An 11,934-nucleotide genomic window follows, 5' to 3' on the forward strand; every position below is an offset into this window, starting at 1 on the left:
CATGAGCCAGCCTATCATCCAAATGAAAAATGTGATTAAAGAATTCAAAGTGGGCGGTGGTTTAGCGAAAGAGGAAACCTTTCGTGCGCTTCAAGGAGTGACTTTTGATCTGTACGCAGGAAAAACCTTGGCTTTGGTTGGAGAATCAGGCTGCGGTAAGAGTACTTGCGCTCGCTTAATAACCAAAGTCTACCCTGCAACGCAAGGCGAGATCCTTTTCAATGGCACTGACATAAATGAGATCACGTCACGATCGGCTCTACAAGAATATCGCAGTAAAGTACAAATGGTGTTTCAAGATCCGTTTGACTCTCTCAATCCAACTCATACCATTCGCCATCACCTAACACGTCCTTTAAAAATTCATAAACAAGTCAAAAACGAGCGCGACATCCCAGCCCGCTTGGAAGAGCTCCTAAAGCTGGTGGAACTACCAGAAGAGACACTGAATAAGTTCCCTCACGAACTCAGTGGTGGGCAACGTCAGCGAGCAAACTTAGCAAGGGCTTTAGCGGTAGGTTCGCAAATCATTCTTGCGGATGAGCCTACGTCTATGCTGGATGTTTCTATTCGCTTGGGAGTGTTGAATTTAATGCAACGAATGAAGCAAGAACTGGGAATTGGTTTTTTATACATCACTCATGATCTGGCGACTGCGCACTACATCGCGGAAGAAACCGCAGTAATGTACAAAGGGCAAATCGTTGAATGGGGCGACACTCATTCAATACTTAAGAACCCGCAGCATCCTTATACTAAGCTGTTGATTTCTGCCGTTCCTGATCCTGACTTACCTTTTGGTAACTTAGTGAAAAATGAGCCAAACTATTCGATAGATGCCGATGAAATTCGTCAACGTAGCAGCATAATTGTCGACGAATTTGATCAAATAGGGCCAAATCACTATGTAAAACAATGGACTGAGGCAGCGTAATGGATTTGAGTACTTGGCAAGATCAAATAGCCATGTGGTACGAACAGCGGAAACATGATCAAGTAGAAAAATTGGAAACGATCTTATATCAGGTGCCTGATGACGTGTTTGGACCCGAATTGAGTGATCTTCAAAGTAAAGCGATTGCTTGCTGGTTGGATGGATGTTTACGCGTGTTTCAACATGCAAGGTACCAAGACCCTCAGAAAGCATATCAAACCTTGCTTTATACGAGTGCAAAGCTTGAACAAGCAGCATGCCAAGTCTCGACTGATATTCTGATCAAAGATTGGTGTTTGAGACGACTTCAGCATCTCACCGTTGTGGCGTTAGAGTTTTGTAATCAGCAGTGTGATCAAAACAAGTGGCAGGAACAAGCCCATAGCTTAATCGAATCACATGTTGCGTTGATGCGTTCATTACATTGGAATGAACCTAAGAAGCATGATCAAGGTTTGCCTCATTAGTCCGGAAAAATGATCAAGGCTTAATTAGCGGAATTTTAGGTAAAAAAAAGCGAGTTTCCTGAGGAGAAACTCGCGAAGTCTATTCAGAATGAATGTAACAATATGAGCCAATCTATTAATCATCAGAAAGGACAAAAGGTTGTCTATTCGGGATAAATAGTAGTAGTAGGCTTGGCTTCTAATGTCAGTGGTTTGTAAGAGTTAAGTCTGTTTTTTATCATCGAAAGACATTGTTACATTTCAAACCGATACATCACACCTATAGCTTGATACACATCAAGCGACACTTTTAAATCGCCATTTCATCCAAGGCACGAAATACCATTTCATCCATGTGACCATCGAAGATTTGACGACAAACTTTCCGACGCACCGCTAACCCCGCAATCAAGCGCTCGATGGTAAGATGCTTAACATCGTTCTGGGTGTTAAACAGCTCGACGGTTTTACTTAATGTCTCATAAGGAATCGGCTCATCCCCTACCCTTAGCCAGTCGAGCTTCTCTATGTAATCTGAGCACTCTTCTTTGATTGAGGCATACGAGTGCCCTGTCATCGCAGACAAAGCCGTTATACTGCGTTCTAGAGCCTCTGGTGAGGTGTATTTAGATAGAGTAATGGTGATCTCATCAGCATTGATCTCTACCAAATGCTTTCTTTGCTTCACGCGTCTCCCTAAATTTCCTCTTGGAGACGGTGCTTTGCGTTGAATAGGCTCAAATTCGCCGTCTATGATGCCTGAGAGCTCCTCAAGCTGTTGTCGGGTTACCATCTCATTACGAAGTGGATTTGGCAGCGTAGGCGCCATGTTACGCTTTCCTGCGTTGGTCGTTCGCGCTCGCGAGTAACGTAAGACCTCTTCGACATCACATTTGATGTCGATCTGGTAGTCCATCACTTTGTCATTTTCGATCATGGTTTCGATCGTCAGGTGATAACCCCACAAATTAACGACGAATAGATCATCATTCCCTTTTCCATCAGACAAACGCTTTAGTTCTCGGATCAGATCCATGGAGAAACGTCGCCATTCAATGTTACGTGCAAGTTTCTGGTTTAACTCACTCAATAGCATGCAATCCGTGTGACGACGAACCATGCGACTACGGAAGAAAGAGTACAGTTGAAACACCAAAGTATGTTGTTTCAAGATCTCTGGCGGAAACAAGAAGAAATAATCGCGCGTTAACAGCTCTTCATAAAACGAAGGTTCCCAAACTAAAATATATAAGTTTGGCTTGATACGAATTTCACCATCGCTTCCCTCAACTGGTGCCTCTTCAGAGGCTGTGATGGTTCGAGCAAGAAAACGAAAACGATCACTTTTGAAGCCCTCTGGCATGTTTTCACTTAGCCAACGTCCAGTAAGTTCATGGAGCTGAAAATCAGTGAATTCAATGCGATCAATGCTATCGCGAATGGAATCACGAGCTGGGCCACTGTCTTTTTTGCCTCTGAGCGACAAAATATCAGTGATGTATAGCGGCGTTTTGTTTGGTACGTGAGCCGCATCAAGCTGATACTGATCTTTGTGATGATCATGATATTGAACCGTTAACGTGAAGAGAGCGAACAGGGTCATGAGATCATCCACAGTCATGATATTTTTGGATGATCGCGTCTCAATAACGGCTTTTGTGCCAGAGATCGACACCATGGATTTCTGATAACTTTTTCGAGTTCTTGGTGGCGCAAGTGCTTGGTCAATTATCCCAGCCCAATTTGTTGGAGATACAACAAATTGATCGGCTTCATCTTTCATCGTGGGAGGTGTGTTTAACCCGTGCTCATTCAACAAACGTTTGTTTACTTGAGTCTGAGCCAATGCTTTCGAACGTTTTTGTTTCTCGTTCTGGCGAACTTTGTCGGTAACAAGACTTGTTGCTCCCAACACAGATATAAGCTGATTGGGATTCACAAATTTATGTAGCATCGTTTTACCAGCAAGTCCCTCTTCAAAACGCACTGGAGTTTGAGTAAATAAACCAATATTTACTGCCGCGCGCAAACGTTGTTGCAGGGCTGCGCGTGTGAGTTGCCCATCTGTTGCTTCCACAATCTCTGTGGTTGAAACCAAACCATCCTTGCTGCTGAAGCCTCGTAATGAGATCAGATTAAGCAACTCTAAGATGCTTTTGGTCACCCCTTTGAAATGTTGGTACTGCTCTACCCAATCCGCAGAGGATTCATGTACCTCAAAAAGATGGCCATCTTTGTGGCTTCTCGGTGCTTTAATCAGAATTTTTTCATCAGCCGTCATTTTAGATCCAGATCACACTAGCCGTAGTTGTGCTATGGTTCCGAAGAATAAAGAAAAACAGATCATAAATAAAGAAAAAAGATTGTTTTTTAAATAACTGATCTTTTTGATTAATCTGATCTTAATTGATTATATGATCTAATGATCTGGCTTGAAATTTCTTGCTAAGCTTTTGTTCTATAAGACTATTATTTCCATGTGCTTCGGAACTATGATCATAAGAAGTCTGAAAGTATGATCAACAATAACCTGAAAGCATGATCATATTTATTCGTAAGCATGATCATTAAGGTTATGAAAAGATGATCAAAAGAGTCTTGAAACGATGATCATGATGTTTTTACAGGTTATCCACAGATGCAGTATTTAATAATGATCTTCACGATGATTATATTGTGCATTGGTGATGTTATTTATACTCGGATCGATGATCAAGAGCCAATATATCTATCGTTCTGGCGCCCATATTGATGAGATATCACTCATCTGATTAAAATATATTCAAGTCGCTCATATTTAGAAGTAAATCCTAGTCTCTGCTTATTTACAGGAAGCATGATCATGAGAGCGTGATTTATCATAGCAACTTGAGCAATTTCATTGTTCCGGCTTCTATAACGTCAATTTCTGCTCAATCCCCCATTCTGTCTGCACTCAACCGTAAATCAGAGAAGAAAACTCATGCTTCCGAGAGATTCTAAGGCTTGATCATATTTCCGATTAATGGATCTTATTTTATTTGCGTGTTTACACCGTACTCTGCTCAATTTTGCCATGATCATGCTTTCGGATTTGTTTATTAACACGGAAGCATGATCATAAGTATACCTTGATCATACTTCCATAGATGTTTCGCTGGAACTGCCCTATTTTGTTCGGAGACATGATCAAGGTGTTCAGGTCTTTATTGTTCCGATATTACTTACTATTTTTCGTTTAAATTAGGTTGGTCTAACATAATCCGTAATTTAGCTTAAGATTATAATCGTTCCGGTAGAAAATTGATTTACATTGTAAATGAGTGACGCTGTAACACTTTTTATTTTTAAGTTTAGGTGTCCACTTATGAGAAGATTATTTGATTAAAAATAGTTATCTTTTTGACCATAAATCATAAAAGCGTCGATTTGGGTGTTTTTTTATGTGATGGTAATTCAAAATGTTCGTGCACCTTTTTGTTGTTTTTGGTCTTTACTGCTGTACAATTGCAATTATAAATCCTTCCAACGGAATTTGGCATGAAAAGAGAAAAAACGATTGAAAACCTTCTTGAGTTAGCGGAGCTGACTCAGCAGGTTCAAGCTGACCGTATTGAAATTGTTTTAGAAGAGCGAAGCGATAACTACTTCCCACCAATGTCGAAAGCGATGATGGAAACCCGTTCTGGTCTAACTCGCCGTAAGCTCGACGACGCGATTGGTAAAATGGAAGCCGCTGGGCATCAATTTACTAAAAACAACGCGAATCATTATTCAATTACGTTAGAAGAAGCACACATGCTCATGGATGCGGCTGAAGTGCCTAAATTTCATGAGCGTAAAAAGAATTCAGGTAACAAACCTTGGATTATTAATGTGCAGAACCAAAAGGGCGGTACAGGTAAATCAATGACCGCGGTTCATTTAGCGGCATGTTTAGCGCTAAATTTGGATAAACGATACCGTATTTGTTTAATCGACTTAGACCCACAAGGCTCGCTACGTTTATTCCTCAACCCGCAAATCAGCATGGCAGAGCATGATAATATCTATTCTGCGGTAGACATTATGTTGGGTAACGTGCCTGATGGTGTGGAAATTGACAGTGAATTCTTACGTAAAAACGTATTGCTGCCAACGCAATATCCGAACTTAAAGTCGATTTCAGCGTTTCCAGAAGACGCGATGTTTAATGCGGAAGCATGGCAAACGCTATCTGAAGACCCATCACTCGATATCGTCCGTCTGCTGAAAGAGCAACTGATTGATAAAATTGCTGATGACTTCGATATCATTATGATTGATACCGGTCCACACGTTGACCCATTAGTATGGAATGCTATGTATGCATCAAATGCCTTGCTAATTCCTTGTGCGGCTAAGCGTCTGGACTGGGCTTCAACAGTAAACTTCTTCCAGCATTTGCCTACGGTATATGAAATGTTCCCGGAGGACTGGAATGGTCTTGAGTTTGTTCGCTTGATGCCAACCATGTTTGAGGACGACAATAAGAAGCAAGTTTCTGTTTTAACTGAAATGAACTATCTTCTAGGTGACCAAGTTATGATGGCTACTATTCCTCGTAGCCGTGCGTTTGAAACCTGTGCCGATACCTACAGCACAGTATTTGATCTGACAGTAAGCGATTTTGAAGGCGGTAAGAAGACACTAGCCACCGCGCAAGACGCTGTTCATAAAAGCGCACTGGAATTAGAGCGTGTGCTGCACTCTAATTGGCCGTCATTGAATCAGGGGTAATAAGTAAATGGCTTTGAAAACGTCTGAATTAAACGCGAAATTATTTGGCAAAACGAATAAGCGTCGTGTTGTGACTCCGCAAGAGGCGCAAACTGCGGCAAAAGAGAAAGCTCAAACGATTGAACTAGCAGTTGCAGGTGAAAATATTGTTCAGTTTGAACTTGTGCGTATTCCTGCAAATAAAGTTGCGACAGAAACAACAGTATTTGTTGATAACGCTCGTGAGCAATCGTTCTTAAACGAACATGCTTTATCTGATGTTTTAGTCACACTCAAAGAGCGTGGCCAACAATATCCAGCTGTGGGTCGTAGAACTGAAGATGGCAAGATCGAAGTTTTAGATGGTAGCCGTCGTCGCATGTCTTGTATCCTCGCTGAACAAGATTTTTTGGTTTATGTTGCTGACAACATCAATACTGACCATGCTAAGTTTTTGTCTGATGTGGCAAATGCTCACAAACCGCTCTCTTTATACGAAAAAGGTAAAGAGATGCAGGCTAAGCTTGATAGTGGTGAAGCTGAGGATCAGAAAGCATTGGCAAAAATGTTCCAGTGCAGTGAAGCGTTGGTAAGTGGCGCTTTAAAAGCCGCAGCATTACCGTTAGAACTGCTTCAAGCGTATCCGAATGTTGGCGATCTCGGTCGCCCAACAATCGTGAAACTGCACAAACAGTTTTCAACGCTAACGCCAGAGCAGCAGCAAGAGCTGTTAGATAAATGTCGCTCTAGCGAAGGGTTTTTATGGCAGCGAAGCACAGCTCAAGGCGTTGCTCGTCTGACAAAAGAAGTCACGGAAAGCATCGAAAATTGGATTACTGAACTTGCACCAGCAAAACCTGGTAAGAAGACGGAAAAAGTCGACTTAGTTAAAGGTCGAGCAAGCTATAGCCGAAAAGGTAGCAGCCTGGCGTTGAACTTGAAGAAAGTTGACGACAGCTTAATGGAAGAGATTCTTGCGTTTGTACAAACCAAACTGCAATAACAAATGATGATTGAATCAACCGCCTCCGGGCGGTTTTTTTATATCTCAGAAGCGTCAAATTAAAGATGTGATACCATTGCGTCAGTTCAACGTTGGATAGACAAAATGCAGACACAATCTGATTTCCTTTCATCACTTCAACATCAAGCTCACCAATCTTTCCAAAGGATTGGTGTTGTCATTCAAGGCGAGGCTTCTTGGCAAAATGCGTTGATGTCAGAGTTCCATAAAACGCAGCGCCATCAACGTTGGTTTTCTGTTGGTGATTTTGGTTTGAAAAACGTATCCAGTGTTTCGTCTAAACAAGGGCACATGTTGCTAGGCAGAGAGTGTGACGTTCTATTGTTTGATGCTCGAAATGACTTTGACGCAAATAGTTTTACCGCCGCGCTTGGCTCATTGGTTGGCGGCGGTTTTCTTATTGTCATTACTGAGCCGCGACAAAATGCGAATTTTGCTCAGCAATGGATGCACAAACAATGGGAGAAGCTCGTTGTTATTGAGCAAGACAAACCATTGCCAACGGCTCCAGACATCAAGCAAGCAGAAAAAGAAAGCCACTACACGGAACAAGAACATGCCATTTCTCTAATTGAAAAGGTGGTAACTGGACATCGAAAGCGACCGTTAGTTTTGACCGCTGATCGTGGGCGCGGAAAAACAAGTGCCCTCGGCATTGCGTGTGCGAGCTTATTACAGCAGAAGCCACTTAGAATCTTAATTACGGCACCATCTATAAAAGCCGTTGAGCCTGTTTACCTGCATGCTTTGCGGCTACTTCCTAATGCGCAGCGTATTAGGAAGGACAGATTAGAATCAGGGCAGGGATCCATTCAATTCATTGCTCCAGATGAACTATTATTGAGTCGACCTGAATGTGATTTGTTACTTGTCGATGAAGCGGCTGCAATTCCAGTTCCTATGCTCAAAAGCATTACCGAACATTATCATCGACTCGTTTTTTCTACGACTATTCACGGTTATGAAGGTTGTGGCCGGGGCTTTACGATTAAATTTGTTGATTGGCTTCAGAAACAGCGTTCGGGAATGAAAACATGGCACATGACACAGCCCATCCGCTGGAGCATGAATGATGCGCTTGAATCATGGCTCTATGACGCGTTTTTGTTGGATGCGGAGTTAACGCACCATCAACTTAAACAGGTCGACTCAATTTCCCTTTCTAAAGCCGATAAGAACAATTTGATATCGCAGCCTAGTTTGCTGCGTGAGTGCTTCGCTCTTTTGGTGAATGCTCATTATCAGACCTCGCCGAATGATTTGATTCACCTATTGCAAGACGACAACAGTCAGCTCTATTTTGCTAAGCAAGATAATGCGGTTGTGGGGGTGATATTAGCGGTCGAAGAGGGGGGCCTTGACGATGAATTGATTGAAGAAATCCAGCTTGGTAAGCGTCGTCCTAAAGGACACTTAGCCCCAATTACGATTGCAAACCACCTAGGATTCCCGAATGTCGCGAATCTATCGACGCTGCGAGTCATGAGAATTGCGGTTCATCCAGCATTGCAAGGCAAAGGCATTGGTCAAAAAATTCTGCAGCAACTTGAGCAAATGGCTGCTAAACACATTGCCTACTTATCCACGAGTTTTGGTGCGACGGAAGAGTTGCTCTATTTCTGGCGACAATCGAACTTCCGTACAATTCGCTTAGGGTCAATGCGCGATGCTGCTAGCGGTTGTTATTCAGTCTTGATGGTCAAACCTTGTGATTCCCAACAGACGGCTTGGGTCGATGAATCTCAGGCGCTATTTGAAGAAATGTTGTCTAACAATGTGGCTGACGTCTATCCAAAATTAGAAGCCTCTATTTTTCGAGCTCTATTACCGCAACCTTTGGGAATGAGTCCACTTCATCCCGCTAAGTTATTACTAATTGAATGTTATGCTGATGGTGGTAACAGTTATGAGTCTGTGTCTGTGTGGCTTCAACAGTGGTTACTTAATTTAGGTTTGAACTCTGCTTCCGACTTGATGATTAGTAAGCTTTTTCTTAACCGTAGTTGGACTGAATGTGCTCAGCAATTTGGTTTACCTGGAAGAAGGCAAGTTGAGCAGCAGTTAAGGGACGAAGTAAGACACATTTGGAGCGATTTACACTGTAAACAATAAAGGGAAATTTACACTGTAAATGAAGTTATTGGGAGCTGATTTTACACTGTAAATCCAGCTCCTTTTTGTTTCAGCGTGTATTTTGATTGAGCTTTAGGTTAAATCGAGTTTTCTCTTAATATGCTGTTTAACCGTTATTGATGGATTACTTTCTTTAGTGACGTGAGCCCTATAATAAGAAATGCGAGGTTTGTTCAGAAAACGGATTTGGTTAGACTGAAAGTGTTGATGGGAAGCAAAGTGGTAAGGGTATGTGGAAGCTGTGTCTTGAGTTATCTGAAGATAAGACCAAGGTGATAGCCCGTCTTCCGGGAGAAGTGGACCTCGGTGGTGAGCTAAATCAAAATGAATTAAACGAGCAGCTCGTCGCAATGAACGCTGAAAGGATGTTTGTTGTTGAGGGGGAAGTCGTGAGATTCATTAACTGCGCCAAAGAACGTAAAGCCGAAGCTTACGAAGGCATCGTCATTGCGGAAAAACGCAACGCGCAAGTTGAGGTCGAATTATCGAATAATGACATGCTCGCCAGTATGAACGTTGTCGGTGCGTACGGAGGCCGAGGTTTACGTGGCCCCGAGATTGTTCAAGCCCTTGCTCAAGCGCGAGTTTCGAAAGGCATCAACAAACTGGCTTTGAAGAAAGTGTTGGTTGTCAGCACTCAGCTCAAACCTGGCGAAACTTTTTCTCAACCTGTAGCGGTTGGTAAGCAACCTAGCAAAGGCAAAGACGCTCTTTTTACTCCTCTTGTTAAAGACATCACCAAACGCATCCTCAAACCCAAAGACGGCCAATCTGCTAGCGACAAAATTGATTTACGTAACCTCGGTGAAACTATCGCGGTTGACGTAGGCGATGAGGTGATGCGCCGCACGCCTGCGACCAAAGGTACGCCAGGTTTTACTGTTCAAGGGCGAGTTATTCCTCCACAAGCTGGAAAAGACAGCCCAATGAAGCCAGGCAAGGGCACCGAGATAAGCAAGCACGACCCAAACCTATTGATTGCATCGGTATCCGGTACGCCTCTAATTAAAGACAAAACCATTGAAGTTGATAACGCACTCTGTCTCAATAGCGTTGGCGTGAATACAGGTCACGTGAAATTCAAAGGGAATGTGATTATCGGTGGCAACATTGAATCCGGCATGATTGTTAAAGCGACGGGTTCTATTACTGTAGGCGGCTTCATTGAATCGGCTGACGTACAAGCGCAAGACGACATTCAAGTTGGTAAAGGGATCATTGGCCACACCGTGAGTGATGGCCAGCCAAAGAGTTGTCACGTCAAAGCCAAAGGTTCGATTCGCGCAAGCTACGCCCAATATTGTGATTTGCAAGCCGGAGAAGATATTGAATTGGCGGTGCACAGCATGAATAACGATATTGTTTGTGGGCGCAATCTGACGGTGCTGGATGCGAACGGTAGGAACGGCACGCTCAGCGGCGGAGATGCAAAAGTCGGTGACAAAGTGGTGTGCTTACAATTGGGCGTAGAAGGCGACACCGCCACTAAGGTAGAAGCGTTCGCGCACTATTCTGCATTTAAGGAGCGATTAGCTGAGCTCAAAGATCAATACAAACGCGCTCAAGAAGGAACGATGGATGTGATTCGTAAAGAGCTCGAATTTAAGAAACGTCCTAAAGCCGCACGTACCGACGAAGAACAAGCTCAGATTGATGTGATGAAAACACAAAACAACGAGCAGCTTGAAGCGATAAAGCAAAAGCTAGAACAAACGGAACATGACTTTGAAGTCGCGTTAGAAGAAAATATTGTCGAAGCCAAAGAGCGTGTCTTCACTCGCGTGACGGTGCAGTTTGGCGACGAACAAGTAACGACAAAGCGTACTCATGGCGGTTGTTCGTTCCGTTTCAATCAATACGAAATTAAAGTCTCGGCGAACTTGGAAGAAGAGGACGTCGCTGCGGTTTAAGCTTTCTTACTCACTGAGCCCACACGTCGCAACAAGATGTGTGGGCTTTTGTTTATCTACAAATCGACAATGTGCTCTTGATAGTAGTCCGCAAGCGCACCGACTTGGCTGCTACACATTACTTTCATTGCTTGTTTAATGTGTTCTATTGGCCAGTTCCACCATTGGATATTGAGTAGAGTTTCAATCTCTTTATCGCTGAATCGTTGACGTACGACTTGGTTGTTTCCAACCACTACCGAATAAGGTTGCACGTCTTTCGTCACTACGGTGCGTGTTCCGATGACGGCTCCATCGCCGATGTTTACTCCGGGCATGATCATCGCCTCGCTGCCAATCCAAACATCGTTCCCCACCACTGTATCTCCGGCACGCTCGAAACCGTCTTGTACGCCTTCTCCAAATTCTTCAGGAGAGAAGGGGAAGGTCGAAATCCAGTCAATGCGATGACCTTGGTTTCCTGCCATCATGAAGGTGGCTCCAGAAGCGATGGAACAAAACTTGCCAATGATTAATTTGTCGATGCTATCGGGTTCTCTACTTTGCCATTCTTGAAGTGTGACGGGGTCACCCAACAAGTAGCGTACCGCTTGCTCTTCGAAGCTTTTTTGATGATAGAAGCCCGAGTAATAGCTGTAATCGCCAACGATGATATTGGGATTAGTGATGTGATCTTTAATGACTTGACCTTTTAACCACGTGTCGAAAACACTCATAACTCATCCTTTCAAATTTAGGTTGTACAGAGTTTAGAGGCTTTCTATTATTTCC

General features: G+C 43.2%; 8 protein-coding genes. 6 read left to right on the forward strand and 2 right to left on the reverse strand.

Annotated features, from left to right (window positions below):
- Position 1 precedes the first annotated feature (1 nt).
- Both R7P35_RS00070 and R7P35_RS00075 read left to right on the forward strand, forming a co-directional pair.
- A complete protein-coding gene (locus R7P35_RS00070; protein ID WP_213904668.1) occupies positions 2–934 on the forward strand; it encodes an ATP-binding cassette domain-containing protein in 933 nt (310 codons plus the stop codon).
- Positions 934–1,401 (forward strand): hypothetical protein, encoded by a 468-nt coding sequence (locus R7P35_RS00075; RefSeq protein WP_005374501.1) that lies wholly within the window; start codon positions 934–936, stop codon positions 1,399–1,401. The genes R7P35_RS00070 and R7P35_RS00075 overlap by 1 nt, the downstream gene beginning before the upstream one ends.
- A 289-nt stretch (positions 1,402–1,690) precedes the next feature.
- Here R7P35_RS00075 and R7P35_RS00080 read toward each other — a convergent pair whose 3' ends face one another.
- Complete coding sequence (locus tag R7P35_RS00080; RefSeq protein ID WP_017635223.1) at positions 1,691–3,661, reverse strand: replication initiator protein RctB domain-containing protein; 1,971 nt, start codon at positions 3,659–3,661, stop codon at positions 1,691–1,693.
- A gap of 1,238 nt (positions 3,662–4,899) precedes the next feature.
- Between R7P35_RS00080 and R7P35_RS00085 the strand changes: the two genes are divergently transcribed.
- The 4 genes from R7P35_RS00085 (at position 4,900) to R7P35_RS00100 (ending at position 11,163) form a co-directional block, all read left to right on the forward strand.
- A complete protein-coding gene (locus tag R7P35_RS00085; RefSeq protein WP_005374503.1) occupies positions 4,900–6,117 on the forward strand; it encodes an AAA family ATPase in 1,218 nt (405 codons plus the stop codon).
- 7 nt (positions 6,118–6,124) lie between these two features.
- Entirely contained in the window at positions 6,125–7,099 is a 975-nt protein-coding gene (locus tag R7P35_RS00090; protein WP_005374504.1) for a ParB/RepB/Spo0J family partition protein, read from the forward strand.
- Between the two features lie 105 nt (positions 7,100–7,204).
- Positions 7,205–9,232: a tRNA(Met) cytidine acetyltransferase TmcA gene (locus tag R7P35_RS00095; protein ID WP_025768713.1), complete on the forward strand. Its 2,028-nt coding sequence runs from the start codon at positions 7,205–7,207 to the stop codon at positions 9,230–9,232.
- Positions 9,233–9,483: 251 nt separating this feature from the next.
- Entirely contained in the window at positions 9,484–11,163 is a 1,680-nt protein-coding gene (locus R7P35_RS00100; protein ID WP_025768712.1) for a DUF342 domain-containing protein, read from the forward strand.
- A gap of 56 nt (positions 11,164–11,219) precedes the next feature.
- On the opposite strand, the gene catC is transcribed toward R7P35_RS00100, so the two are convergent.
- The gene (gene catC, locus R7P35_RS00105) at positions 11,220–11,879 is read right to left on the reverse strand and encodes a type C chloramphenicol O-acetyltransferase (protein ID WP_205461217.1); all 660 of its coding nucleotides are present in this window, start codon (positions 11,877–11,879) and stop codon (positions 11,220–11,222) included.
- Positions 11,880–11,934 lie beyond the last annotated feature (55 nt).

The organism is Vibrio sp. Vb0304 (assembly GCF_033338995.1).
GTDB lineage: Bacteria > Pseudomonadota > Gammaproteobacteria > Enterobacterales > Vibrionaceae > Vibrio > Vibrio alginolyticus.

What these genes read in the sequence shown, in the direction of transcription:
- R7P35_RS00070 (WP_213904668.1), top strand. Translation starts at nt 2, where the DNA reads ATGAGCCAGCCTATCATCCAAATGAAAAATGTGATTAAAGAATTCAAA.
- R7P35_RS00075 (WP_005374501.1), top strand. Translation starts at nt 934, where the DNA reads ATGGATTTGAGTACTTGGCAAGATCAAATAGCCATGTGGTACGAACAG.
- R7P35_RS00080 (WP_017635223.1), bottom strand. Translation starts at nt 3,661, where the DNA reads ATGACGGCTGATGAAAAAATTCTGATTAAAGCACCGAGAAGCCACAAA.
- R7P35_RS00085 (WP_005374503.1), top strand. Translation starts at nt 4,900, where the DNA reads ATGAAAAGAGAAAAAACGATTGAAAACCTTCTTGAGTTAGCGGAGCTG.
- R7P35_RS00090 (WP_005374504.1), top strand. Translation starts at nt 6,125, where the DNA reads ATGGCTTTGAAAACGTCTGAATTAAACGCGAAATTATTTGGCAAAACG.
- R7P35_RS00095 (WP_025768713.1), top strand. Translation starts at nt 7,205, where the DNA reads ATGCAGACACAATCTGATTTCCTTTCATCACTTCAACATCAAGCTCAC.
- R7P35_RS00100 (WP_025768712.1), top strand. Translation starts at nt 9,484, where the DNA reads ATGTGGAAGCTGTGTCTTGAGTTATCTGAAGATAAGACCAAGGTGATA.
- catC (WP_205461217.1), bottom strand. Translation starts at nt 11,879, where the DNA reads ATGAGTGTTTTCGACACGTGGTTAAAAGGTCAAGTCATTAAAGATCAC.